The sequence below is a fragment of the Duganella flavida genome (genome assembly GCF_009857445.1).
Classification (GTDB): domain Bacteria; phylum Pseudomonadota; class Gammaproteobacteria; order Burkholderiales; family Burkholderiaceae_D; genus Rugamonas; species Rugamonas flavida.
Window position 1 is genome coordinate 91,006 of sequence record NZ_WWCN01000006.1, and the last position, 26,036, is coordinate 117,041.

At 62.3% G+C, this 26,036-nt stretch carries 21 protein-coding genes; 9 read left to right on the forward strand and 12 right to left on the reverse strand.

Going from position 1 to position 26,036, the window contains the following annotated elements:
* Positions 1-2 precede the first annotated feature (2 nt).
* Complete coding sequence (locus tag GTP46_RS11010) at positions 3-1,415, forward strand: MBOAT family O-acyltransferase (protein WP_161006675.1); 1,413 nt, start codon at positions 3-5, stop codon at positions 1,413-1,415.
* On the opposite strand, the gene GTP46_RS11015 is transcribed toward GTP46_RS11010, so the two are convergent.
* The 4 genes from GTP46_RS11015 to GTP46_RS11030 form a co-directional block, all read right to left on the reverse strand.
* Positions 1,396-3,054 carry a glycosyltransferase 87 family protein gene (locus tag GTP46_RS11015; protein ID WP_161006676.1) on the reverse strand — a complete coding sequence of 553 codons (1,659 nt, stop codon included), beginning with the start codon at positions 3,052-3,054 and terminating at the stop codon, positions 1,396-1,398. The genes GTP46_RS11010 and GTP46_RS11015 overlap by 20 nt on opposite strands.
* 7 nt (positions 3,055-3,061) lie before the next feature.
* The gene (locus GTP46_RS11020) at positions 3,062-3,460 is read right to left on the reverse strand and encodes a GtrA family protein (protein WP_371869629.1); all 399 of its coding nucleotides are present in this window, start codon (positions 3,458-3,460) and stop codon (positions 3,062-3,064) included.
* Positions 3,453-4,397 carry a glycosyltransferase family 2 protein gene (locus tag GTP46_RS11025; RefSeq protein ID WP_371869630.1) on the reverse strand — a complete coding sequence of 315 codons (945 nt, stop codon included), beginning with the start codon at positions 4,395-4,397 and terminating at the stop codon, positions 3,453-3,455. The genes GTP46_RS11020 and GTP46_RS11025 overlap by 8 nt, the downstream gene beginning before the upstream one ends.
* Positions 4,398-4,525: 128 nt before the next feature.
* A complete protein-coding gene (locus GTP46_RS11030; protein WP_161006677.1) occupies positions 4,526-6,013 on the reverse strand; it encodes a DEAD/DEAH box helicase in 1,488 nt (495 codons plus the stop codon).
* Positions 6,014-6,151: 138 nt separating this feature from the next.
* Between GTP46_RS11030 and GTP46_RS11035 the strand changes: the two genes are divergently transcribed.
* The gene (locus GTP46_RS11035) at positions 6,152-9,214 is read left to right on the forward strand and encodes a ligand-binding sensor domain-containing diguanylate cyclase (RefSeq protein WP_161006678.1); all 3,063 of its coding nucleotides are present in this window, start codon (positions 6,152-6,154) and stop codon (positions 9,212-9,214) included.
* 7 nt (positions 9,215-9,221) lie between these two features.
* Positions 9,222-9,380 carry an oxidoreductase-like domain-containing protein gene (locus tag GTP46_RS11040; RefSeq protein ID WP_161006679.1) on the forward strand — a complete coding sequence of 53 codons (159 nt, stop codon included), beginning with the start codon at positions 9,222-9,224 and terminating at the stop codon, positions 9,378-9,380.
* A gap of 73 nt (positions 9,381-9,453) precedes the next feature.
* On the opposite strand, the gene GTP46_RS11045 is transcribed toward GTP46_RS11040, so the two are convergent.
* Together GTP46_RS11045 and GTP46_RS11050 are read right to left on the reverse strand one after the other, a co-directional pair.
* Positions 9,454-11,154, reverse strand: coding sequence for a methyl-accepting chemotaxis protein (locus GTP46_RS11045; protein WP_161006680.1), 1,701 nt, complete (start codon positions 11,152-11,154; stop codon positions 9,454-9,456).
* A 111-nt stretch (positions 11,155-11,265) separates the two neighbouring features.
* Positions 11,266-13,512 carry a TonB-dependent receptor gene (locus tag GTP46_RS11050; protein WP_161006681.1) on the reverse strand — a complete coding sequence of 749 codons (2,247 nt, stop codon included), beginning with the start codon at positions 13,510-13,512 and terminating at the stop codon, positions 11,266-11,268.
* Positions 13,513-13,706: 194 nt separating this feature from the next.
* Here GTP46_RS11050 and GTP46_RS11055 point away from each other — a divergent pair, with 194 nt between their 5' ends.
* Together GTP46_RS11055 and GTP46_RS11060 are read left to right on the forward strand one after the other, a co-directional pair.
* Positions 13,707-14,954, forward strand: a complete 1,248-nt coding sequence (locus GTP46_RS11055; protein ID WP_229258900.1) for an NRAMP family divalent metal transporter — start codon at positions 13,707-13,709, stop codon at positions 14,952-14,954.
* Positions 14,955-14,979: 25 nt separating this feature from the next.
* Entirely contained in the window at positions 14,980-15,297 is a 318-nt protein-coding gene (locus GTP46_RS11060; protein ID WP_161006683.1) for a hypothetical protein, read from the forward strand.
* On the opposite strand, the gene GTP46_RS11065 is transcribed toward GTP46_RS11060, so the two are convergent.
* Both GTP46_RS11065 and GTP46_RS11070 read right to left on the reverse strand, forming a co-directional pair.
* Positions 15,290-17,200, reverse strand: coding sequence for a putative bifunctional diguanylate cyclase/phosphodiesterase (locus tag GTP46_RS11065; protein WP_229258901.1), 1,911 nt, complete (start codon positions 17,198-17,200; stop codon positions 15,290-15,292). The genes GTP46_RS11060 and GTP46_RS11065 overlap by 8 nt on opposite strands.
* Before the next feature lie 513 nt (positions 17,201-17,713).
* Positions 17,714-18,319, reverse strand: coding sequence for a LysE/ArgO family amino acid transporter (locus tag GTP46_RS11070; protein ID WP_161006684.1), 606 nt, complete (start codon positions 18,317-18,319; stop codon positions 17,714-17,716).
* Positions 18,320-18,406: 87 nt separating this feature from the next.
* Here GTP46_RS11070 and GTP46_RS11075 point away from each other — a divergent pair, with 87 nt between their 5' ends.
* Positions 18,407-19,297, forward strand: coding sequence for a LysR family transcriptional regulator ArgP (locus GTP46_RS11075; protein ID WP_161006685.1), 891 nt, complete (start codon positions 18,407-18,409; stop codon positions 19,295-19,297).
* Here GTP46_RS11075 and GTP46_RS11080 read toward each other — a convergent pair.
* The 3 genes from GTP46_RS11080 to GTP46_RS11090 are packed head-to-tail and all read right to left on the reverse strand — an operon-like array spanning position 19,266 to position 21,400.
* A complete protein-coding gene (locus tag GTP46_RS11080) occupies positions 19,266-19,922 on the reverse strand; it encodes a lysoplasmalogenase (protein ID WP_161006686.1) in 657 nt (218 codons plus the stop codon). The two genes, GTP46_RS11075 and GTP46_RS11080, sit on opposite strands and share 32 nt — an antisense overlap.
* Positions 19,919-21,013, reverse strand: coding sequence for a class I SAM-dependent methyltransferase (locus tag GTP46_RS11085; RefSeq protein WP_161006687.1), 1,095 nt, complete (start codon positions 21,011-21,013; stop codon positions 19,919-19,921). Before GTP46_RS11085 ends, GTP46_RS11080 begins: the two co-directional genes overlap by 4 nt.
* Positions 21,014-21,034: 21 nt before the next feature.
* On the reverse strand, positions 21,035-21,400 hold the full coding sequence (locus GTP46_RS11090; protein ID WP_161006688.1) for a DUF5710 domain-containing protein: 366 nt from the start codon (positions 21,398-21,400) through the stop codon (positions 21,035-21,037).
* A 48-nt stretch (positions 21,401-21,448) separates the two neighbouring features.
* Between GTP46_RS11090 and GTP46_RS11095 the strand changes: the two genes are divergently transcribed.
* Positions 21,449-22,081, forward strand: coding sequence for a hypothetical protein (locus GTP46_RS11095; protein WP_161006689.1), 633 nt, complete (start codon positions 21,449-21,451; stop codon positions 22,079-22,081).
* Here GTP46_RS11095 and GTP46_RS11100 read toward each other — a convergent pair.
* A complete protein-coding gene (locus GTP46_RS11100) occupies positions 22,078-23,184 on the reverse strand; it encodes a Gfo/Idh/MocA family protein (RefSeq protein WP_161006690.1) in 1,107 nt (368 codons plus the stop codon). The genes GTP46_RS11095 and GTP46_RS11100 overlap by 4 nt on opposite strands.
* A gap of 101 nt (positions 23,185-23,285) precedes the next feature.
* Between GTP46_RS11100 and GTP46_RS11105 the strand changes: the two genes are divergently transcribed.
* Together GTP46_RS11105 and GTP46_RS11110 are read left to right on the forward strand one after the other, a co-directional pair.
* Positions 23,286-25,256: a sensor histidine kinase gene (locus GTP46_RS11105; RefSeq protein ID WP_229258902.1), complete on the forward strand. Its 1,971-nt coding sequence runs from the start codon at positions 23,286-23,288 to the stop codon at positions 25,254-25,256.
* Between the two features lie 11 nt (positions 25,257-25,267).
* Positions 25,268-25,987, forward strand: a complete 720-nt coding sequence (locus tag GTP46_RS11110) for a substrate-binding periplasmic protein (protein WP_161006692.1) — start codon at positions 25,268-25,270, stop codon at positions 25,985-25,987.
* The last annotated feature ends 49 nt before the right edge of the window (positions 25,988-26,036 follow it).

The following is a 26,036-nucleotide window of genomic DNA, read 5'->3' on the forward strand; positions in this document are numbered from 1 at the left end:
TTATGGTCTTTTCCTCGCCAGGCTTTTTGTTCCTGTTCTTCCCGCTGTTCTACCTGCTGTACTTTGCGCTGCCGCGCGGCTGGCGCAACAGCTACATCCTGCTGGGCAGTTTCGTGTTTTACGTGCTGGGCGCCGGTGCGCTGACCGCCGTGGCGCTGGCGCTGCTGCTGGCCAACTGGCTGCTGGCCGGCGCGATCGGCGCGCGCCGCGCGCAGCAGCCCAGGCAGGCGCGCGCGCTGCTGGCGGGCGGCATTGCACTCAACCTGCTGCCGCTGGTGTTCTTCAAATACCTGCTGTTCCTGGCGCAACTGGTGCAGGACCTGAGCGGCTGGCAAGCCACCGTGCCGGTGCGCGAGCTGGGCATCGTGCTGCCGCTGGGGATTTCGTTCTACGTGTTCCACTTCCTGTCCTACCAGCTGGATGTGCACGCCGGCCGCATCGCGCCCGAGCGCAGCCTGCAGAAGTTTGCCATCTACATCTTCCTGTTCCCACACCTGATCGCCGGGCCGGTGGTGCGCTATGCCGAAGTGCGCGAGCAGCTGCACATCCGCCACCGTGTGGGCAGCAGCCGCCAGCTGTTCTGGGGCCTGCTGATCTTTATCGTCGGCCTGTCCAAGAAGCTGCTGATCGCGGACCCGCTGGGCGTGGTGGCGGACGGCATCTACCGTCCCGGCGCCGAGCTGAGTATGTACTCGGCCTGGCTCGGCGCGGCCTGTTATTCGTTCCAGATCTACTTCGATTTTTCCGGCTACACCGACATGGCGATCGGGCTGGCGCGCATCATGGGCTTCCGCTTCCCGCGCAACTTCAACCGTCCGTACGCGGCGATCAGCATCACTGAATTCTGGCAACGCTGGCACATGACGCTGTCGCGCTTTTTCCGTGACTACGTGTACATCCCGCTGGGCGGCAACCGTGGCAGCGCCTGGCGTACTTATCGCAACCTGATGGTGGTGTTTGTGCTGTGCGCGCTGTGGCACGGCGCCGCCTACACCTTCCTGCTGTGGGGCGTGGGCCATGGCTTGCTGCTGGTGCTGGAACGCGCCGGCTGGCTCAAGCTGGAGAAGCTGCGCCTTGGCAGCCTGCCGGTATTTGCGCTGGCGACGTTGCTGTGGGTGCCGTTCCGCGCGCCGACGCTGGCGCAGGCCGGCCAGGTGCTGCAGGCGATGTTCGGCGGCGCGCCGGCATGGCTGCCGCACGATCGCATGCTGGCCGATCCGAAAGTAGTGTTTGTGCTGGCGCTGGCGGTGCTGGTGTGCCTGCTGCCAGACCGTATCGCACAGCGCAGCTACCAGGCTAGCTTCCGCCTCGCTGCGACGCCGCTGATGACGGTCTACTGCCTGGCGCTGTACGGACTGTCCTGCATGGCCGTCGTCGAAGGCGGCTTCAACCCCTTTATTTACTTCCAGTTTTAGGCGGCTGCACCGGGCACAACTGATAAGGATGCTGGTTGCCGCCCACTGCGGCCGGGTATTTCACGCAACCTGCCTGATCGAACGTCATGCCGTAGCGGGCCAGCACTTCCTGCGCGGCCGGCCAGATCTGCTGGTTGTCGCCTTCGGCCTGCATCATCACGTAGAACGGGCCGCGGCGAGCGGCCATCATCGCCAGCGCCTTGGCCACATAGGCCGGCGATTCAGGAAAACTACCACCCAATGCAACAAACGCCAGGCGGTCCGGGAATGACGGCACCAGCCAGCTCATCGGCGGATCGCCGTGCACGGTGAAAATCACGTTTTGCTCAGGCTCAGGCAACGGCGGCAGCGCCACCGTGGTGGCCGTGCGGGTCCAGCTGCCGTGCCCCCACGAGGCGCCCGGCAAAGTCGCCACGGTCGCCAGCAGCAAGGCCCAAGCAGCCACGTGGCGGCCGATAGCGGCCGGCATCAGGCGCTGCAGCACCAGCCACAGGGCGAGTGGCGCCAGCAGTTCCAGCGGCACCAGGTAGCGGTAGATGCCGAACAGGTTCAGCCAGACCAGGTAAGACAGGCCGAAGAACAGCAACACATAGCCCGCCGGACGTTCCAGCCGGTCGGCCGGGCGGTGGTCGAGGATGACGTCGCGCAGCAGGCGTACGGTCAGCGCCACGCCGGCCAGGTATAGCATCGGCCAGATCAACTGGGTCAGCGCGATCTCGATCACGCGCTTCGAGTTGTAGCTGAAAATGAATGGCCACAGCAATTTTTCCGAGAACCCTTTCGGTATCCAACCGGTATCGCCGATACCGATCGTCCTCGCCAGCGGGCCCTTGAAGATGTTGTTAAATTGCGGGAACAGCGGATTGCCGAACACCTGCCACATGCGCCAGTACCAGTGGCCGGCGCTGACGGCTATGCCGGCCAGCGTGCCGACCCCGAACACCAGCGCCAGCCGGAAGCGCAGCCAGAACGCGGCCGGCACGCCCAATAGCGCCAGGCACAGCGCCAGCGCATACATGGCGTTGGTCAGCTTGAGGCCGGTGCCAAAACCGGCCAGCAAACCGGCCAGCGCGACCGAGCGCCAGGCCGGCGCGCCGCCCTGCAGCAGCTGCGGCCAGGCGCGCAGCACCAGCAGCAGCGCGCCCAGCACAGTCAGCGCGATCAGGTTGTCGCCCATGGTGTTGCCCAGCTCGGACAGGAAGCCGGGGCCGAGGCTGCCGGCCAGCGCCAGCAGCAGCGCCGCGCGGTGCGACTGCGGCGGCAGCAGGCGGCGCGCGATGGCGGCCAGCAGCACAAAGTTCAGGCCGTGCAGCCAGCCCATCACGAAGCCGACCAGCGGCGCCGGCAGCGCGGCGTTGAGGCCGTAGTACAGCAAGTCGATGGTGGGATTGAAATAGCTCTGCCACTGGCCCGGCGCCAGGTCGTAGCCTATCTTGCCATGTACCAGCGCATACGGGTTGTACAAGTGGTAGTTGTGCAAATCCCAGTTATCGTCCTGGCCATACACCAGGGACAGCAGGCCGAACAGCACAGGCACGAGCAGCAGCGCGCGCGCCAGCACGGCTGGGCGATCAAGGCCACGCCACAGCGAGGCGATGGCGCGCTCGAAGGCGATCAGGGGGCGTTGTAACAGGATCATGGAGAACTCAGGAACGTTTGAAGACCAGCAGGCGGGCGCTGATGAAGTTGAGCGCCATGCCGGCCAGCGAGCCGGCCGCCACCGCCAGCAGCGGCGTCATCGGCCAAGCCGGCAGCAGGTGCACCACCACCGCCGAGGTGGCATAGTTGACGGCGCCGCCACCCAGCATGGCGCCCAGATAGCGCCACCACTCCATCCAGCTGGCGGGCGGCACGGCGCCGGCGGCAAATGTCCAGCGGCGGTTGATTTGCCAGGTGAAGTAGACGGCAGCCAGGAAGGACAGCAGGCGCGCCTGGTAGAAATGCAGGCCAGCCGCCAGGCCGGCATAGCACACCAGCGTGTCGACCCCGAGCCCGCCTATCCCGGCCAGGGCAAACAAGGCCAGCGCGTGGTGTGTCTTACGCACCGTTCTCGGCCGGACCCGGCACCGCCAGGTAGGCAAAGCGCTTCTGCTCGATGCGGCCCTTGGTGACGGTATCGAGGATCAGGCCGCAGGACAGCAGCACCACGCCAAACAGCGACAGGCCGGTGCACAGCACGGCAGTCGGCAAGCGCGGCACCAGGCCGGTCTGCACGAAGGTTTCCACCAACGGCACCGCCAGCACGCCGGCAGCAATGGCGCACAGGCCGGCCAGCAGGGAGAAGAAGTGCAGCGGTTTTTCGTTCTTGAACAGCTTGGTGATCATCCACAGGATGCGGATGCCATCGCGGTAGGTATTGAGCTTGCTGAACGAGCCTTCCGGACGCGATTTGTAGATGGTCGACACTTCGGCCACCGGCATGCGCAATTCCAGCGCGTGCACGGTCAGTTCGGTTTCGGTTTCAAAGCCGGCCGCATGGGCGGCAAACGACTTGGCGTAACGGCGCGAGAAAATGCGGTAGCCCGACAGCATGTCGGTAAAGGTATTGCCGAACACCACGCTGACGCAGCCGGTCAGCAGCTTGTTGCCGAAACGGTGGCCGAAACGGTAGGCTTCCTGCTCTTCGGTGACGCGGGTGCCAACCACCATGTCCAGGCCTTCGCGCAGCAGCTTTTCCGCCAGTTGCGGCGCCACGCTGGCGTCGTAGGTATCGTCGCCGTCGACCATGATGTAGATATCGGCATCGACGTCGGCAAACATGCGGCGGATGACGTTGCCCTTGCCTTGCAGCGGTACGCTGCGCACGATGGCGCCGGCTTCCTTGGCCACGGCCATGGTGGCGTCGCTGGAATTGTTGTCGAACACGTAGACGGCAGCCTGCGGCAGGCAGGTGTTGAAGTCACGCACGATATTGCCGATGGTCAGGGCTTCGTTATAGCACGGCACGATGACCGCGATCCGCTGGTTGCTGAGTATGCTCACGTTGATATGGTCGCTTAGAACTGGATCATAAAAGGCGCGGCAGGGTCGCCGCGCCACCTCTTGCATAGTTTGCAAGGCGGCGCATTATACCGCTGAACCAACTGCTGACAAATACAGCTTACAGCTGGTTACAGCGCGCCGGTCTTGGGCGCGCCACCCAGCAGGAAGGCCAGCTTAGGCTTGGCCTTGGTGATCGAGCCGCCAGCGGCAGGCGCAGCCACAACGGGTGCGGCGGCCTTGGTTGGCTCGTACGGTTTGAGGAACCATGGGTCGACTTTTTCACGGCGTGGCGGACCACCGCCACCGAGGCTGCGCGGTGGGCGCTCGGCCGGGCGGCCGGCAGGTGCACGGCCGATGTCTTCGCTGCGGCGTGGACGGCGTTCGCCGCGTTCATCGGCAAAGGCCGGCGCCGGGTTGAAGCCTTCCGGTTCCACGCGCTTGATGGTTTGCTTGATCAATTTTTCGATGTCGACCAGCAGGCGCTCGTCCTTGTCCGAGAACAGCGAAATGGCGTCACCCGAGGCGCCGGCGCGGCCGGTACGGCCGATACGGTGCACATAGTCTTCCGCGTTATACGGCAGGTCGTAGTTGATCACGCATGGCAGGTCCGAGATGTCGAGGCCACGGGCGGCAACGTCGGTTGCCACCAGGATGTCAATCTCGTTTTTCTTGAAGGCGTCCAGCGCAGCCATGCGCTCTTGCTGAGTGCGGTCGCCGTGGATGGCGACGGCTTTCATGCCTTCGCGTTCCAGTTCACGCGCCAGGCGCGAGGCGCCGAGCTTGGTGTTGGAGAACACGATCACCTGCTTCAGCTCGCGCTGGCGCAGCAGGTGCGCGATCAGCGCGTGCTTCTGGTTCTCGGCAATCTTGTACACCACCTGGGTGACGGTGTCGGCGGTCTTGTTGGCGCGCGCCACTTCGATGGTCACCGGGTCGTTCAGGAAGGTGTTGGCCAGTTTTTTGATTTCCGGCGAGAAGGTGGCCGAGAACATCAGGTTCTGGCGCTTCTTCGGCAGCAGGTTGATGATGCGCTGCAGGTCCGGCAGGAAGCCCATGTCCAGCATGCGGTCGGCTTCGTCCATGACCAGCATTTGCACCTGGCTCAGGCTGATATTCTTTTGCTCCACGTGGTCCAGCAAACGGCCCGGGGTGGCGATGACGATTTCCACGCCAGCCTTCAGGATCACGGTTTGCGGCTTCATGTCCATGCCGCCGAATACTTCGGTGGCGCGCAGCGGCGTGTGCTTGCAATAGGCTTTGACGTTCTCGGCCACCTGCACCGCCAGTTCGCGGGTCGGCGCCAGGATCAGCGCACGCACCGGGTGGCGCGCCGGCGAGGTACTGGTGCTGGCGTGCTGCAGCAGCATCTGGATGATCGGCAGCGAGAAGCCCGCCGTCTTGCCGGTACCGGTCTGCGCCGCCCCCATCACATCGCGGCCTTGCAGCAGCACAGGAATGGCCTGAGCCTGGATCGGCGTCGGGTGCTCGTAGCCCTGGTCGTTCAACGCGCGCAGGATATCCGGCGACAGGCCGAAATCGGCGAAGCGAACTGGGACTGGAGCTTCGGCGGCTGCCTGCTCGGGAATGGTCGGGGTGGTGATCTCGGTATCGGACATAATGTGGACGGATGGTGAAGCGCCGTAAACTATACCCTAATTTCTGGCAACTGCGCTAAAAACCAGCAGCTTTTATCACGGAATCCTTGCATCAATGGCATGTATAATAGTTTTTTTGATTAGAAACTAGATTAATCCGTGCGCCGTTTTTTATTGCTATGCCTGCTGCTGGCGGTGAGCCTCGCCAACGCCGCCCCCGCCCCCTCGCTGCGCTTTAAAAAACTCGGCCCGCTGGGGGGCGACGAGCCGTCCATGCTATCGCTGATCCAGGACCGCAAGGGTTTTGTCTGGGTCGGCACCCACACCAATGGGCTGTACCGCTACAACGGCTACCAGTCGGTCAAGTACATCAACAACCCGTCCGATCCGAGCAGCCTGCCGCATGACCGCGTGTCGTCCATCTTCGAGGACAACAAAGGCCGCATCTGGGCCGCCACCCAGAACGGACTGGCGCGCTTCAATCCCGAGACCAATAACTTCACCACTTTCAGCACCGACAAGGCGCCCAAGAACCACCGCATCGTCAAGAACATCATCAGCGACGGCAAGGACGGCTTGTGGATCGGCACCTGGGGCGGCTTGCAGCACTTCGATCCGAACAGCGCCAAGTTCGACGCCATCTACGCCCATGACGATAACAATCCCGACAGCCTGGCCAGCAACGACCTGAACGCATTGGCACTGGACGCCAAAGGCGGCCTGTGGATTGGCACCTGGCCGGGCGGCATGGATTACCTGGCGCCGGGCGCAAAAGTGTTCAAGCACCACCAGGTTGATCCTGCCGCCAAGCCAGACGCCCGCGTCAACATTGTGCGCGCGCTGCAGTTCGACCAGAACGGCGCGCTGTGGATCGGTACCGAGTCCGGCATCATCCGCTGGGACGGCAAGGGCGACTGGGACACGCGCAAGGCGATTACTTCGCCGTACAGCCGCATCACCAACTTCGGCATCGACAACAAGGGCGTACTGTGGGCCACCACGCTGTCGGCCGGCCTGCTGCGCTGGAACGAAGCCAACGCCGAGTTCGAACAGTTCGTGCACGCCGCCGATGACCCGTATAGCCTGCCCGGCGACAACCTGCGCGCGGTGATGCAAGACCGTGGCGGCATGCTGTGGATTGCCTCCTTCACCGACGGCATCGCCATGGCCAACCTGAGCAGCGAAGGCTTCACGCGCCACGTGCCGTTCCGCATCGACACCCGCTCAGCGCCGGCCAGCAATGCGCTGCTGAGTCTGGCACGCGCGCCCAACGGCAAGATGTGGCTGGGCGGGAATGTGGGCATGAGCTTGTACGATCCGGTCACCAGCACCGTGCTGCGCAGCTACCGCGCCGACGACAAAACGCCGGGCAAGCTGTCGCACTCCATCGTCTACAGCATGTACCAGGATGAGGATGGCAAAGGCCCGCTGTGGCTGGGCACCTCGAACGGCCTGAACCGCCTCGACTCGCCCGACAGCCCATTCCAGACCATCCATTTCGGTAACACCGCCAGCGATTACATCAACGCGATTGCGCCAGGCGCGGGTGGCATGCTGTGGCTGGCCACCGGCAACAGCTTGATCCGCTACGAGATCAAGACCGATGCCCGCAAGATTTACTACAACGATCCGCAAGATCCGACCACGCGCGCGGTCAACGGCACCTCGGCAGTGCTGGAAGACCGCCAGGGCCGCGTGTGGGCCGGCTCGGAATGGAATGGCGGCGGGCTCGACCTCCTTGATACGGCGAGCGGCAAGTTCCGCCACTTCCGCCATTCGAGCAAAGCTACCGGCAGCCTGAGCGACGACAACATCGTCAGCCTGCATGAGGATGCGCAAGGCCGGATCTGGGTCGGTACGGCCAAGGGGCTGGATTTGGTGGTATTCGGGCCGGACGGTGCGATCGGCTTCAAGTCCTATGCTGCAGCGATGCGCGCGGCCAAGATCCTGTCCATCCAGCACGACAGCGACGGCAAGATCTGGAGCTCCACCATTGCCGGCCTGTACCGGCTTGATCCGGACAGCGGCAAGGTCACGCTGTTCACCGCCTCCGATGGCTTGACGGAAGGCTTCACCGTCAACTCGGCGGCGTTCGGCGCTGACGGCACGCTGTACTTCGGCGGCGTGCACGGAATGACGGCGGTAGTGCCGGCCAAGGTGCGCACCAGCTCGGTCGCGCCGCAAGTGGCGATCACCGACATCACCGTGTTCAACCACTCGCTGCAAGACGGCCAGCCAAGCGAAAACGTCAAGGCCGAAGGCCCGGTGACGGCGCCGACTGCGCTGACCTTGTCGTCGCAGGCATCCGTGTTTGCGCTGGAGTTCGCGGCGCTGCATTACACCGAGCCGTCCGGCAACCGCTACTCGTATCAACTGCAAGGCTTCGACCGTGACTGGGTGGAGACCGACGCCACGCACCGCACCGCCAGCTACACCAACCTGAATCCAGGCCAGTACGTATTCCGCGTGAAGGCGGCCAATCACCTCGGCGTATGGAATGAGCAGCCGGCCACCTTGCACATCACGATCACGCCGCCGTTCTGGCAGCGCTGGTGGTTCCGTTCCGGCCTGGCGGCGCTGGTGATCGGTTCGCTGGTGCTGGCGTACAAGATCCGCATCAACCGGCTGACCCGCCATCAGGCCGAGCTGGAACACACGGTGGCGGCGCGCACGGCAGAGCTGGAAGAATCCAACCGCAAGCTGGCCGCGCTCAGCACCACCGACGGCCTGACCGGCGTCAGCAACCGCCGTGGTTTCGACCTGGCGCTGGAAGCCGAATGGCGCCGCGCCGCGCGCACCGGCCAGACACTGGCCTTGTCGATGCTGGATGTGGACTACTTCAAGAAGTACAACGACCACTACGGCCACCTGGCCGGCGATGCGGTGCTGCGCACGGTGGCCGAGCTGATCACCACCCATGGCCGCCGCACCAGCGACATCGTGGCGCGCTACGGCGGCGAAGAGTTCGCGCTGCTGGCCGCAGCCACCGATGCGACCGATGCGTTTGGCGTGGCGGAAGAGATTTGCGCCGAGCTGGCGCGGCGGGCTTTGCCGCATGAACAGTCGCCGTTTGGTATCATGACGATCAGTATCGGTGTAGCAGTGATGGTGCCAACAGAGGACACGTCACCGCAAGACCTGGTGCAGCTGGCCGACCGGGCCCTGTACCGCGCCAAGGAAAAAGGGCGGAATATGGCGCTGCTGGCCATGCCGCCGATGTGAGAGTGAAATGAACGACGACAATCCAAAACCGCAACCGCCGGAACCGCCCGGTCCGGGCGATTGCTGCCATAGCGGCTGTACTTTTTGCGTAGACGATATGTACCAGGAAGAGCTGGACAAATACCGCGCCGCGCTCGCCGCCTGGCAAACCCGCAACCCGGAATGATTGTCGTCCCAGCGAATGCTGGGACCCATAGAACGCTTACTCAGCATGGATTCCCGCTTTCGCGGGAACGACGCTAAAAGGCTTCCCACTCGTCGCCGCCCACCGTCTCCTTAACCGGTTTCTTCACCCCGACGCGCGGGGCCGGCGCTTTCACGCTGGCCACCACTGCTTTCGGCACAGACGGTTTGCGCGCTGCGGCCGGACGTGGCGCCGGTGCTTGTGCGCTGGCCAGCAGCTTGAACACGCTCACCACCTGGCTTAGCTGCGCCGCCTGATCTTGCATCGATTCGGCCGCTGCCGCCGCCTCTTCCACCAGCGCCGCATTCTGCTGCGTCACCTGGTCCATCTGCACAATCGCCGTGTTGACTTGCTCGATGCCCTGGCTCTGCTCCACGCTGGCCGAGGTGATCTCGCTCATGATGTCAGTCACACGGGTAATGCTGGTGACGATTTCGTTCATGGTTTCGCCAGCCTGGTTGACCAGCGCCGAGCCAGTCTCCACCTTCTCCACCGAATCGCTGATCAGCTGCTTGATATCCTTGGCCGCCGCCGCCGAACGGTGCGCCAGATTGCGCACCTCGCTGGCCACCACCGCAAAGCCCCTGCCCTGCTCACCAGCGCGCGCCGCTTCCACCGCTGCATTCAGCGCCAGGATATTGGTCTGGAACGCAATCCCGTCAATCACGCTGATGATGTCCACAATCTTGCGCGACGATTCGTTAATCGAGGCCATGGTGCCCACCACCTGCCCCACCACATCACCGCCCTTGAGCGCGATGCCGGAAGCCGATTGTGCCAGCTGGTTGGCCTGCCGCGCATTGTCCGCATTCTGCTTGACGGTGCTGGTCAATTCTTCCATCGAGGACGCCGTTTCTTCCAGACTGGACGCCTGCTGCTCGGTGCGCGACGACAAATCCTGGTTGCCGCTGGCGATTTCCGACGACGCCGTCGCTATGGTATCCGTGCCATGCCGTACCTGGCTCACCAGGCTTTGCAGGTTGTTGGTCATGTCCTTGAGCGCCTGCATCAGCTGGCCGGTTTCACAAGCGCTTTTCACATCGATGGAGCGGGTCAAATCGCCGTCCGCCACATTGCGCGCCAGCGATACCGCCTCCTGCAGCGGCGCCGCCACAATCCGCGCCACCCACATTGCCAGCACCATGCCGATGCCGATGTTCAGCACCAGCAGCACGATAGACGTCATGCGCGCGCTCTCGAAGGTCCTGGTCGCATCCGCACTGGCTGCATCACCGCCATCGACATTGATCTTGACCAGCTTGTTGACGTTGTCGGTAATCAGGCCCAGGGTCTTGGCCGAGGTAGTGCTGGCCACATCGCGCGCTTCCACCTTTTTGTTGGCGCGCGACAGGTCGATCATCTTGGCGTGATCGATCATGAAAGTCGCGAGATTCTGGTCGAACTCGCTGGCGATGGTTTTTTCTTCCGGGCTGGAGATCAACTTTTCGTATTCGCTGCGGTGTTTTTTCAGCGTGACCAACGCATCATCCATGCGCTTTTCATAGTCGGCCATGGTGCTGACCTGGTCGTTGAGCAGGTGCGCCAGTTCCCAGCGCCGCAGCTCGCCCACGTCGGAGCGCAACTCCATCACCGCGCGCACACTGGGCATCCAGTCTTCCGCCAGGTCAGTCGAAGCTTGATTGACCCGGTTCATGGAGACAATGTTGCTCACCCCAAGAACCAGCGTCAACAACAATACGGCACCGAATGAAACGATCAATTTTGTGGCTATTTTCAGATCGTAAAACCATTTCATGGCTCATCTCCTGATAGCGGCGGCTGGTCGTCCAGTATGCAACTATCAGGAGCGCCATGCTAGCGCCACGCTGTTCCTGTGTTGTTCGAGCAACAGCGGGTGCTAACTCGCTTACAGCTTGCCGTTCAACGTGATAAACACCTGGCGCGGTGCGCCGGTCAGCAGGGTCTGGGCGGTACCGTTAGGATCGCTGGCCTGGAAGCCGTTGGTGCCGATCGAGCTGATGTACTGCTTGTCGAACAGGTTGGTGACGTTGACTTGCAGCGACAGGTCTTTCACGAAGCCCAGGTTCTTCAGCTTGTAGCCAGCCGACAGGTTAGCCAGCCAGAACGATGGCACGCCGCCGTCGTTCAGGTAGGTGTAGTAGCGCTTGCCGGTGTACTTGCCGCCCACGCGGGCGAACCAGGTGCCGCTTTCATACGACACTTCGGTGTTGAACAGCTGGCGCGGCGCGTCAACCACGGTCTTGCCGCTGACGGCCACCAGGGTGGTGCCGTCCATGTAGTTCGACTTGTACTTGGAATCGTTGAAGGTGTAGGAGTTGAACCAGCTGAACTCGCGGTTGAACTTCCACACGGCGATCGCTTCCAAGCCCTTGGTGTCCACTTTACCCACGTTGACCAGGGTCGATGGGCAGCCGACGATGCCGGCGCAGGTGGCCACGCTCAGCTGGCGGTCATCGAAGCGGGCGTTGTACACCGCCAGCGAACCTTGCAGGCTGTCGCGCTTGAAGCGGTAGCCGAGGTCGACGTTGACCGAGGTTTCCGGTTTCAGGTTGGCCACGCCGGCGGTGTAGGCCGCTTGGGTCTGCGAGAACGGACCGGTCACGCCCGGCTGGAAGGCACGCATGTTTTTCGAGGCCGAGGCAAACACTTCATCATCGCTGCTGACGGCGTAGTTAAAGCCTGCTTGCGGCAGGAAGCTCTTCTTGGCGGTCAGGCTGCCAGCGGCGCGGGTGCCGACCAGGTTGGTGGCGTTGATGTCCACTTCCAGCGCCTTGAAGCCGGCGTTCAGTTTCAGCTTGCCGTCCATCAGCGCCAGCGTGTCTTGCAGGTAGTACTGCGAGGTGGTGGTGATGAAGTTCTGCTTCCAGTCGGTGGCAAACGGCTTGGACAGGTAGTACATGGTGTCGGCCGGGCCGGTCACCGCGTAGTAATTGCGGCTGGCGGTGTGGTTGTTACGCTCGCCCCACAGGCCGGCGTTGATGGTGTGGTCGCCCAGCTCCCACGTCACGTCGCTGGTGACACCGTCGCGGCCGATGCTGTACTCGGTGGTGCGCAGCGAGATCGGGTTGTTGGCGTCGGTCTTGACGTATGGGGTGTACCAGTGGCCCTGGCCCTTGTTGTCGTGGTGGTAGATGGTGGTTTTCAGGTCGATGTTGCTGGCCAGGTGCAGGTCCAGCGTCAGGCCGCCCAGGGTGTCCTTGCGCAGGCCGCCGGCCGAGTAGTAAGCGTCGTCCAGGCTGTTGACGCCGCCGGTGAAGATGCCCTTGGCGGCGTTGACGGCGCGGTTCCAGTCCGGTGCGTAGTTGTCCCAGTTGTAGCCGAGGCGGTTGACCATTTCCAGCGATACGTCCTGGTAGTCGACTTCGCGGCGGTCGGAGTAGTTGACGAAACCGGTCAGGCTGTTGTCGCCGAAGTTGAATACGAAGCGCGAGTTCAGCTGGTCCTGGTTCTGGTCGCCTTCGCCCTTGGTTTTCTCGGTGCGCTGGCGGGTGCCGCTGATGTAGGCCTTGAACACGCCGTTGATCAGGCCGCTGTCGACGCGGGCAAAGGTGCGCGAAGTCGAATCGCTGCCGAAGGTTTGCGCGAAGGTCAGCGCGCGCTCGTCGCTCGGCGCCAGCGTGAAGAATTGCACCGTGCCGCCGAGGTTGCTCGACGAGGCCGTACCCAGTGCACCGGCGCCCTGCGACACCGACACGCTGCCGATGTTTTCCGAGGAAATCGCGCGGCTGATGTGCAGGCCGTTGTTGTTACCGTAGGTCATATCGCCGAGCGGAATGCCGTCCAGCGTGAAGCCCAGCTGGTTCTGGTTGAAACCACGGATGCTGAAGCGGGTCGACCATTCGTAGGCACCGAACGGGTCGGCCGACTGGAAGTTCACGCCTGGCAGCTTTTCCAGCAATTTCAGCGGGCTGGTGCCCGGCAAGGCTTCGGCCAGGTCGGTCTTGTTGATGTTTTGCACCTGGCGCGACTGGCCGCGTCCGGTGATTTCGATCGATTGCACAGGGCCAGCCATGGCGCCCATGGCGGCGCTGTCATCTGCTGCGGCATCGGCCGGGTCGGCCGCGTAAGCGTGGCAGGCCAGTGCTTGCAGGATCAGCAGGCACAAAGGTTTGAGAAGTGGACGCTGTGGCATGGTTGTTGTTCTTTCTTGCGAGGTTGTAGTTGGAAACAAAACTGGCAAGATTGTAGAAACAGCATGTGACCATGCCATGACGCCTGCGTGACATCTTGATGACACAGCAACACTTCTGAAACAAGTATGTGTACGCCGCCGAACAGTGGCGCGCGTGGGGACGCCCTACTATGAGACTCAAAACAGGAGACCTCATGAACAGCTGGCTCAGCAAGCTTGGTCCCGGCCTGATCACCGGCGCGGCGGACGACGATCCCAGCGGCATCGCCACCTATGCGCAGGCTGGCGCGCTATTTGGCTACGGCATGCTGTGGACGCTGCTGCTGACCTATCCGCTGATGGTCGGCATCCAGGCCATCAGCGCTCACATCGGCCGCGTCAGCGGACACGGGCTGGCGACCAATATCCGCCGCCACTTCCCGCCATGGCTGCTGTACGCGATTGTTATTCTGCTGCTGGCGGCGAACACCATCAATATCGCTGCCGACATTGCCGCCATGGGCCAGGCCGCCAGTCTGGTGATGGGCGGCGGCGCGCACTGGTATGCGGCGGCAGCCGGCGTGCTGTCGGCACTGGTGCAAGTGTGGCTGCCTTACCGCAGCTATGTGCGCGTGCTGAAATGGCTGACGCTGGCCCTGCTGGCCTACGTGGTCACGGCGCTGACGCTGCGGCTGCCGTGGCTGCACATCCTGCATGAGGCGCTGCTGCCGTCCTTGTCGTGGCAGCCCGAATACATTACCACCGTGGTGGCGATTTTCGGCACCACGATCAGCCCCTATCTGTTTTTCTGGCAGGCCTCGCAGGAAGTGGAAGAGCTGCGCGCCGATGAGGCGGCCCAGCCGCTCAAGCGGGCATACGCGCAGGCCGCCGTCCAGCTGCGGCGCATCCGCATCGACACCATGACCGGCATGGGATTTTCCAACCTGGTGGCAATGTTCATCATGCTGACCACCGCTGCCACGTTGGGCGCACACGGCGCGGTGCAGATCGGCTCGTCCGCGCAGGCGGCCGAGGCGCTGCGTCCGGTTGCGGGCAACTATGCATTCGTGCTGTTCAGCGCAGGCATTATCGGCACCGGGCTGCTGGCGGTGCCCGTGCTGGCTGGCTCGGCGGCGTATGCCATCGCCGGCGCCATGCGCTGGAAGAACAGCCTGGAGTTGCAGCTGGCCAGCGCCTGGAAGTTTTATGCCATCATCATCGCCTCCACCTTGGTGGGCACGGCACTGTGCTTCACCCAGATCGACCCGATGCGCGCGCTGTTCTGGAGCGCGGTGCTGAACGGCGTGATCGCGGTGCCGGTGATGGTGGTAGTGATGCTGCTGGCGGTGCGGCCGGCTGTGATGGGCAAGCTGGTGATTCCGCGCAGCCTGCGCGTGCTGGGCTGGCTGTGCACCGTGGTGATGGCGCTGGCAGTAGTGGCGATGTTTGCCACGCTGGGGTAAGCTGGCGCTTTCAACTGGAGGCCTGATGCCGCGACTGATTGCACTGCTGCTTGCCGCCGCGCTGGCCTTGCCCGCGCTGGCCATCGATCGTCCCTTCCCGGCCAACGTCTTGCGCGGCAAGTTCACGCCCGGCTATTTTCCTGACATCACGCTGAATGGCAAAGCGCGCCAATTATCGCCATCGGCGCGCATCTTCAATGAAGACAACCGCATCGAAATGCCGGCCGCCGTGCGCGGCACCGACCTGGTGGTGAATTACACGGTGGACAGCATGGGCTACATCGACCGCATCTGGATCCTGACGGCGGACGAGGTGGCGCAAAAAGTTCCGTCGGCTAAATAGCGTAGTCGCTGTAGGGCGCCGGCGCCTGCCCCACGCGCAGGTCGGCAAAGCGCAGCAAATCGTCCGGCGAGATCGGCCGTGCAATGTGGTAGCCCTGCAGGTAATGGCAGCCCATTTTTTCGAGGATGGCGGCCTGCCCTGCCGTCTCCACGCCTTCCGCCACCAGTTGCAAGCCGAGACTGTGTCCCATCGCGATAATGGCGTGTACCAGGTTGTTGCTGCGCTCGCTGTGCTCGATGTCCATCACGAAAGCGCGGTCGATTTTCAGGGTGTTGAGGTGGAACTGGGTCAGGTAGCTGAGCGAGGAATAGCCGGTGCCAAAGTCATCCAGCGAAATGCCTACGCCCAGCGCGCGCAACTGCGCCAGCACGGCTTGCACATTGGCCGCGTCTTCGATCAGCACGCGCTCGGTCAGCTCCAGTTCCAGCTGGTGCGGCGCCAGCCTGTTGCGAATCAGCGCCTGCGACACCAGCTCGACAAAACCGGGATCGGCCAGTTGCCAGGCCGAAACGTTGATGCTGATGGTGACGTCATCCAGCACGCTCTGCTTCCACGTCCCCATCTGGCGGCAAGCCTGCTCCAGCACCCACGTGCCGAGCTCGATGATTATGCCGCTGTCTTCCGCCACTGGGATGAAGCGGTCCGGCGACACCGGCCCCAGCAGCGAACTATTCCAGCGTAGCAGCGCCTCCACCTTGGTCAGCTTGCCCGTGTGGGAGTTGGTGATGGCCTGGTAGACCAAGTAGAACTCACCCGCCGCAATGGCGCCACGCAGGGCGCCGTCGATCACCAGCCCATCCTTGGCGGCGGCGTTCATGGCGTCGTTGAACACGCGCTGCTCGCCGCGGCCGGCTTTCTTGGCCTCATACATGGCGATGTCGGCGTTGCGGACCAGGCTTTCGCTATCGCTGCCGTGGGCTGGATAGCAAGCGATGCCGATGCCGGCCGTGACGCTGATGGCGTGGTACGACAGCTCAAAGCCCTTGCCCATGGCTTTGATGATCTCGGCGGCGCAGTCGGCCGCCATCTGCTCGGCGCTGCCGGGTGACAGCTGCGGAATAACAACGATGAACTCGTCCCCGCCGAAACGGGCCAGCACGTCGGCCGGGCGCAGCAACGTGTGCAAGCGGCCGGCAGCGGTGCGCAGCAGCTCGTCACCGGCGGCGTGGCCGAAGGAATCATTCACCCGCTTGAATTTGTCCAGGTCAATGAACAGCACCGCGCATTCGCGGCCGTCGGCAGCGGCTTTAGCCAATTCCTGCTCCAGCCGGGCCGACAGGGCGTGGCGGTTGAAGAAGCCAGTCACCGGATCGATACGGGCGGCCTGGTATAGCAAATCGTCCTTTTTCTTGCGCTCGCTGATGTCGAGCAGCTGGATCAGGCCGAACAGTTGGCCGCGCTCAACGTAAGGCGAACCGAGCATCTCGACCGGCAAACTATTGCCACCTCGCAATTTCACCACAGCAGTGTCGGTCAGAGGAAACTGCACGCCCTCGGCTTCGAAACGACGGAAATACTGGTCGGCCATGTCGCGCGTCAGATTCGGCAGCAAGTCGCAGACATGCAGGCCGATTAGCTCCTGGGCATTGTTAAAACCGAGCAATCTTGCACAACGTTCATTGGCGACTTGCACAAAACCGCGCCGGTCACGGATCAGGAATCCGTGACTGAGGCTGTCGATGGTGCGCCCGTAACGTTGCTGGATTTCATCAAGGACCGCGTACACCAGGCCCAGCATGGACATTACTTTCAAGAAGCTAGTTACGGTGAACCAGATTATGAACCAGTCCGGGCTGAAGTTGGCGGCGCTCAGCAAATTAAACCCGCCACGCAGCATCAAGGTGAATCCCAATACGCGATAGTGATTCTGCACGCACACCAGTTTCCAGCCAGCCCATAACATTATCAAACCTAAGGCGGTGGTGCTGCCGGGAATTAACCAGGCATTATCTACATTCCAGAGAAAACAAAATACGCCGCTAGCCAATAAAATACCGGGCGCTAACCAGCGGACTTGTATCATCCGTAGTTTTCCGATAAAGAACTGGGTACCGGACCAATAACCGGCCATGCCGATAGCAAGCGATAAGGCGCATAAATAAAGCCGCCACGACAGAGGGAAGTGATTTTCACCCAGCAGCCATAGAGCGCTGCCGCACATGACCGACAACTGGGCTATGCCCCAGCAAAGCGCATGCTTTTCCTTGCGCTGCATCAGCCAAAGAAAAATCAGTATGGTACTCAATATGGTATCGGCGGAAAACTCCACCACCATCGGTGTGAAATAGCCTGGGTCTGCGCTCATCGGCATCCGGCGCCGGGAGGCGCTGCTTCAAGGTGACTAGCGTCATTGTACGGCGATCCCGGCTTTTCATGCTAAAAATTGGCATGTACCTACCAGTTTTTAGCTTGTGCGCTACAGAAACAGTGAAATTGCCAGGGCCCACATGACCACAGCGATAATCGCATCGAGGATTTGCCACGCACGCGGCTTGGAGAATACCGGCGTCAAATAACGCGCACCGAGGCCCAAACTGCTAAACCATATGACCGATGCCAACATTGCGCCCAAGGCAAAATACAGCCGGCCATTTCCCGCCTGCTGGCCGCCGATCGATCCTAATAACACCACGGTATCCAGATAAACATGGGGATTTAATAAACTGAATGCCAACATGGCGGCAATCACGGTACGGCGATCTGGCGCAGTATTATTATCGCCTGCAGCCATTGCCGACGGATTCAATGCCGACCGCGCCGCGCGCAAGCCATACCAGAATAAAAATCCTGCCCCGGCAATTTTGATCCAGAATAACAAAGACGGTGCGCCAGTAATTAATTCGCCCATTCCGGCCACACCGGCGCCAATTAAAACCACGTCGCACAAAATACAAATCGCAATACACGTGATAACAAATTCACGCTTCAACGCCTGCCTCAGCAAATAAGCATTTTGTGAACCGATGGCAACGATCAAACTGCCGCCGAGGCCGATGCCCTTCAAAAAAGCGCTGACTTCCATGACCTTCTCCGTGCAAAAAGACGCCAGATTACGGCCTGCGCGAAGATAAGTATAATTAATCTTATTTTCCAAATATTAGGTGAGCTAATGAGCCGCGTGGACTACCGGGGACTGTCGGCGCTCGATGCCGTGATCGATTATGGCAGTTTTGACAAGGCCGCTGCGGCCTTGGCGATCACCCAATCGGCGGTGTCACAGCGCATCCGCATGCTGGAAAATAGTGCCGGAGAGCTACTTATTGTGCGCAGCCAGCCGCCCTCCCCGACTGAAGCCGGGCAGCGTTTGATCGCTCATTACCGGCAAGTGCGGCTGCTGGAATCGGCACTGGACAAGCGTCCCGGCGACGCCGAAGCGCGGCCGGAAATCGCCATTGCCGTGAACGCTGACAGCGCCGCCACCTGGCTGCAGGAAGCCGTCACCCCGCTGATGCAGAACGGCGACTGCATGTTGCACATCCGCCTGGATGACCAGGACCACACCCTGAGCATGCTGCGCGAAGGCCGCGTATTCGGCTGCGTGACCAGCGAAACAGCGCAAGTAGCCGGCACCACCGTTACGCCGCTGGGCGTGATGCGCTATTTATGTGTGGCCAGCCCGGCATTTGCGGCCCGCTGGTTCCCGGATGGCATGACCGCGCACACCGTCCAGCAGGCTCCGGCCATGAATTTCGACCGCAAGGATATGCTGCAAACCCGCTTCATCGCCCGCCACACCGGCTACACCGGACGCTATCCGCATCACGCTTTATCCAGTTCAGACGGTTATGTGCGTTTTATCGAGGCGGGATTGGGCTATGGCATGCTGCCGATCCAGCAATGCGAGCGGCAATTACAGGATGGCACGCTGGTCGATCTCGCACCCGGCGAGTGGCTGGATGTGCTGCTGGTGTGGCATATGTGGGACATCCAGACCCCGTTCACGCGCGCATTGTCTGATAATTTGATCACTACTGCGCGTAAGTGGCTGCTTTCTGCCTGACCGACAGTGCGATCAAATAGAGCGCCGCGTAATAAGTGCCCAGCACCAGCAGCGCCGAGGCAGGTACCGGCGCGTGGAATTTGTTGTAAGCCAGCGTGGTATCGGAAATCAAAAACGCGATGCCGCCGGCAGCCGCCAGCTTGCCATCCGCCGTGCCAAGACTGAGTCCGCGCGACACCGCCTGCGCCGTCATCGCGACCAGGCACAGCATGTAAGCCACGACCGGCAGTTGCAAGCCTTTACCCACACCCGGCCACAGTACCAGCAAGTTGGCCAAGCTCAGCGCCAAAAGCAGTATCAGCGGCAAACGCCTGCCGAACAGGGGTGCATCTCGCGTGAACGCCCGCAAAAAGAACAGATGCGCAATCAGAAAACTGGCCAGGCCCAGCTCGAACCCGAACTGCATCGGCAGCATCAGGAACACGTCCCCGAACAGGGACAGCAGCAGCGCTGCCAAAATGGCCTTGCGGTACAGAGATGCACCCTCGGCCGTGGCGCGCCAGACCATCGCCCACACCAGCATGGTGGTCAGCGGTTTGAAAATGTAGTGTAGCCAGATCGCTTCGCCACCCTGCGCGGAGCCCGTAATCGCCAGCAGCGCCGACGCCAGAATTGCCCAACTCATGTACCGCCTCCTGTCATATCCGCCAGATCTTCCCGCGCGCGGATTTCCCACGCGTCGGCGTCCGGCTGGTGTAAATAACGCGCTTCGGAAGCCGGCTGCGCCATCTCCGGTCCGATGCGCTGGTAAATCATCACGCTGGTCCACGACAGCGTGCCCGGCGCATGCGATTGCAGCAGCCGGAACGCCGGATGCTTGATCGGATACGTGGTGGTGCTGACCAGCGCGCCCTCCGGCAACTCGCGCGCCAGCTTGTCGCTGATGGCGTCCATCAGCGGGCCGAAGCAGGTGCTGTACAGGAACACCAAACTGGCGCCGCGCACATCGACCTTGAACATATCGTTTTCCAGGAACAGGATGCGCGAGCCGAGATCCAGCAAGTGGCGGCCGGTGGCCATCACGCCGGACGGCAGGCGCAGCGGGGTTTCCAAGGTCAGCGCACCGGGCAACGCTGCCAGCCCCTGGCGGGCCAGCGTCAGCAGGCGTACCAGCCGCTCCTGCGCCAGCCGGTGGCGGTAGTTCAGCAATTCCACGCCTATGCAACGGACGAAGGGCAAGGTCAGTGCGGCCGTCATCACCACCTTGCCAAGACCGCTGCCGAGGTCGACCATGACGCCGCCCGGCGGCAGGAACGGCTTGATGGCGTCAAAGTAGTTTTCCAGCTCGAAGCGCTGCATTTCGCCGTAGATCAGGCCACCTTCCTGAATCAGCCAGTGGTGAATTTCGTCATCGCTGATGTCTTCCAGCTCGCGGAAGCCGGGCAACGGCGCCAGCTTGGGCAGCATGCCCATCGGCAGGATGCTGGCCGGCAGCGTGCCGATCATCACGCTCAGGTGCGGACGCAGGCGTTGCAGCAGGTAGTCGTGGTGTTCCGGCTTTTCCATTCGGGCGCGCAGGGCAAAGCCGATTTCAAGAAAGGGCAGGAAAGGCGATTCGGGCGCCAGCTCCAGTGTCGGCCGCGCATGCGCCTCACCGCCCTGCACGCTCTGGAACAGTGCTTCGAAAATATCGGCGGGCTGGCGGAAGCGCTGCACCGCGACGGTGGGGCGATTCTCGGTGCGAAAGGTGGTGGGCTGCAGGGTCGTGCTATCCATCTGCACGAGGATAATAGAAGCCTATGCAGGCCGCAATGGCTTTAGCATCTTTGCAACATCATCGTAGTGATCCTGCCAGCCAGAGCTGGCCAACTTGGGGGCGCACACCGCGCAGGCCACGAATGGATCGCAGTCGTGCTGCAGCTCGACGTAGTAGCGGCCGATGACCGGCTTGCCGGCGTAGGAATCGGTCATCACCGGGCGCGACTTGAGCGACGGCTTGGCCACCGCCGGCACAAAATCCGCACCACCCGGCGGCAGCCAGCGTTCGAAGGCCTCAACCGGCTTCCCCTCCGGCACGTACCAGGACTTGCGCTCATTGTTCCAGCGCGCGCCCAGCGCCTTGGCTTCGTCTTTTTCCGCGAACGGCACTTTTAAAAACATCATCTTGTATCACTCCTTGCTGCGAGAGTGCCATTATCGGACAATATCGCCATGCCTACCATAGAACCACTGACCCTTACGCTGGCCGAACTGGCCAAGCGCTGGCACATGAGCCCGCAGCAAGTGCTGGAATCCCCGCGCGCGCTGCCCATGTATTTTTACTTTGACGGACTGGTGTTCGACTTCAACGACAAATGGCACCGCGCCAATGGCGACGCCAGCGTGCTGCAAACGCTGGAGCAGCACAAGACGCGCCTGTCCACGCTGGAAATCGACCTGCAGCGCCAGACCATGCACAAGCGCGGCCTGCTGAAACTGACCCAGTGGGAAGAAGCCCTGAGCGATGAAGAATTGCAAGAGCAGCAAGCAGAAGCGGACCGCCTGACGGAAGAAATTCCACAGCTGACCGAGCAGCTCAAGCAGCGCCGCGAAGAACGCCAGCGCCGCGTGCGCAACGGCCTGCTGCGCGCCGCGCCGCGCACCGTGGCCGACATCGCCAAACGCGGTGAAACCCGTTTTCCGCAATTCGCCTACATGCCGCATCCTTCCGAAGGCGAGCAAGCCATTGTGGCCGGCGCCGTGGTGGCGCTGGAAGATGGCTTCCCGCTGAAAGAATTCCTCGGCGAGGCCGACCTGGTCGCCTCGATGGCCGATGTCCGCCTGGCCGAGGACAGCGCTTCCTAAACCAGCGCGATGCGCTTCTGCTCGCGTGCCGAGCGGTAGACCGCTTCGATAATGCGGATATCGCGCAAGCCCTCTTCGCCCGCCACGATAGGCTCTTTGTTGTTGATGATGCACAGCGACAGGTGGTCAAGCTGGCCGGCCCACTGGGTGGCGCCCGGTCCCGGCGGCGGCGTGATGGGATTGCTGCGATCCTGTCCCACCCACAGCTTGTTGCCGTCGTAGCGCGTGCCCGGCTCCATATCGATGCGACCCTTGTCGCCCACCAGCAGCACGTGGTTTTGGTTAGCGCTGTACATCGACATGCAGGAACCGATCACGCCGGACGGAAACTCCAGCTGGAACTCAATCATGTCCTCCACTTCGCGGAAGCGCGGATCGTTGCGGTCGGTGGTTTCCTTGGCGTAGACCGCGATCGGCTCCTCGCCCGTCATGTAGCGCGCCGCGTTGAGCGCGTAGATGCCGATATCCATCAGCGAACCACCACCGGACATGGCCTTCTTCAAACGCCACGCATTCGGATTGCCGGTGGTGAAACCATGCTCGGAGCGGAAATAGCGCAGCTTGCCGATCTCGCCGGCGCGGGCGCGGCGCACGGCTTCCAGATTGTAGGCTTCGAAGTGGCAGCGGTAGCCGATCATCAGCTTCTTGCCGGCTTTTTTGCAGGCGGCGATCATGGCTTCGCACTCGGCCGATGAAACCGCCATCGGCTTTTCGCACATCACATGCTTGCCGGCCGCAGCGGCGCGGATGGTGTACTCAGCGTGCATGGAAACGGGCAGGCAGACGTAGACGATATCGATATCCGGATTGTCCTTGATGCTGTCGAAATTCTTGTAATCGTAGATGCTGCGCTCCGGCACGCCGTACTCGGCCGCCACGCGTTTGGCCTTGACCGGATCGCCGCTGACCAGCGCTACCAGCTTGCTGTGCTGACAGTTCTTAAACTGCGGAATAATCACGCCCAGTCCGTAGCCGCCCAGCCCGACAATCGCATAGCCCAGCTTGCGGCCCGGCGTTGCCGCCAGTACTGGTAGTCCTACGGCCGAGATCGTGATAGCGCTACCAGCAGCAAACACAAGACCGCGTCGATTCAAATCAATCATCTCCTGCTCCTCTTCTAGTGGGTGTGTTGCCAATTTTAGTCCAAGTCCGGATGTTTTTTATGGGATACTGAACAGGCAGCCGTATGCTGTGGAGGCAGCCTATGTCCGAGTCCGAAGTCCAGGTTGATGATGCAGAAGCCCAGCTGCAAACGCTGCGCGAATGCTTGATGGCGCACGAACTCGTCCACTTCACCAGCACGCTCCAGCAGCTGTCTACCTGCGAGCTCAACGCTTCGCAGGCGCTGGAGCTGTCCGCGTTCCAGCTCCTGCAGCGCGCGGCCGATGTGAACCAGCCCGCCGACGACATCCTGATCGCCGCACGCGACCTGCAAGTACAAGCCCAGACCGCCCAGCATCCGCTGGCCCAAGCCGCCGCCCTGCGCGCGCTGCACTGGGTGCAGATGCGCATCCGCCTGCATCACGCGGCGCTGGACAGCCTGGCCAAGGCCGCCGAATTGTACGAGCGCTGCGCCCTGCCCGCGCTGGCCGTGCAGACGCGGGCGGCGCGCTGCCGTGTGATGCTCAGCGCGGAAATGCACGAGGAACTGCACGCTTTCTGCGACGACATGTTGTCGCAGCCGGAAACGCTGTCGCCGGCCATCCACACCATGCTGCTCGATTATTCGGCCTCGTCTTCCTACTATCTCGCGCTGGAAAATATCGACCGTCCCGAAGCCGAGCCGCACTGGCGCGATTGCCTGCTGCGGCGCGAGCAAGTACTGCGCATGGCGCGCGACCACCAGCTGCGCTCGCAGGAATGTCTGGCGCTACTCAACTTGACCATCGTCTGCGCCACGCGCGAGCAAGCCGATGACTGCCGCCACTACATGCAGCAACTGCACGCCGAGTTCGGCCACGAGGGCTACTGGGAACCGTGGCTGCAACTGTGCACGGTGCTGATGCAATGCGTGGAAGGCGAGCGCGAGACGGCGTGGCAAGCCCTGCTCGACTACGATGTCTGGCTGGAAAAGGATGCGCTCAACAGCTCGCGCCTGCGCGACATCAGCCTGATGGCAATCCGCCGCTACGGCCGCCGCTGGGGCCATCTCGAACAGGCGCTGCAAGCGTGCATGGCACAGGTGGCCAACGAACGCCGCCATAAACGCGAGCTGACCAATTCGCTGGGCGCCACGCTGAGCGCCGTCATGGAACGGCCGCAGCTGCTGTATCAAAACGCCCTGCTGGCCCAGCACGGCACGGTGCTGGAAAACTCGCTGATGCAGCGCAACCAGGAACTGCGCCAGGCACACGACCAGCTGGAACAGAAAGTGCGCGAACGCAGCGCCGAACTGGCGCAAGCGCTGCAATCGCTGATGCGGCAGGAGAAGCAGCTGGGCTTGTCGCGGCTGGTGGTGGGTATGGCGCATGAACTCAACACGCCGCTGGGCAATGCACGCGTGGCAGCCAGCGCCATCACGGAACGGGCGGCCGAATTGCAGCACAGTCTGGCCGACAATACGCTGCGGCGCAGCCAGCTGGCCGGCTTGCTGGACAGCGTCACCCAAGGCGGCGATCTGGTCGAGCGGGCGCTGGTGCACATCAGCGAACTGGTGGAGCGCTTCAAGGGCTTGTCCGTACATCCTTCGCAGGAGAGCAGTGCCTATTTCGACCTTAGCGAACGGCTGCACTTCTTCCGCAACAGCTGGGCACGCACATTAAAATCCCGCAGCATTCGCATGACGCTGGTAACGCCGGATGTGCTGTGGCTGAACGGCTATCCGGGCGCATGCCAGATCGTGTTCCAGCATCTGCTCGACAACTGCATGCAGCATGCATTCAAAGAGCGCCATCAGGGGGCGATCATGGTGTCGGTCGAGACGGTGGAAGGCGCCGTGCTGGTGCGCTGGGAAGATGATGGCTGCGGCATTGAAGCCGACCAGCTGGCGCAAGTATTCGATCCGTTCTACACCACCCAGCTGGGCCAGACCGGCATGGGGCTGGGATTGGCAAGCGTGCACAGCATCATCGTCAACCTGATGCGCGGCGAGGTCACGCTGGAAAGCACTCCCGGCCACAGCACGCGCGTGCTGCTGCGCCTGCCCATACAAGGAGGTCCGACAGGATGCAATTGAAGCGACGACTGATGTTGATTCTGTTCTATGCGCTGTCTGCGGGAGCTGTGGCCGCCGAACCGGCGCCGCTGAAGCTGGTGGTAGGCGACATGGCGCCGTATTCGATGGCGGCGGGGCCGGCCGGGCCAGGATCGCTGGTGGAAATCACACAAGCGCTGGGACAGCGCATGGGGACGCCAGTGGACGTACAATTTTATCCATGGCCGCGCGCGCTGGCGATGGTCTCGCTAGCACCACGCACCCTGATCCTGCCGCTGACGCGCAACGACGAGCGCGAAAACAAATACCGCTGGCTGCTGAAACTCTACCGGCAAAAACTCATCTTCGTCGGCCTGCACGACAACCACAACCTCAGCGATCCGGCCCTGCTGCGGTCCGCACGCCTCACAGTCCTGCGCGGCACCCCGCACAAGCGGTTGCTGCTGGATGCCGGCTACACCAATGTCTCCGAATGCGCGACCATCCGGGAATGCATCCGCATGGTCAAAAAAGGCATCGCCGACGCCAGCTTCGGCGCCGAAGACACCCACCGCAGCGCCGCCAGCATGGACGGCAACAAAGCCACCGAATTCAGCTACAGCCCAGCCTTCCGCCAAAACGACGTCTGGCTAGCCGGCTCGCTCGACTTCACCGAAGAAGACACCCGCAAATGGCGCGCCACCATGGACGGCCTCCGCGCCGACGGCACCGTTGCCCGCATCCTGCACAAGTATGGCGCTACGGGTAATTGACATGTACTGGAAGAGGACTAGACTAAGGTGACTTAGTTCACCGAGGCGC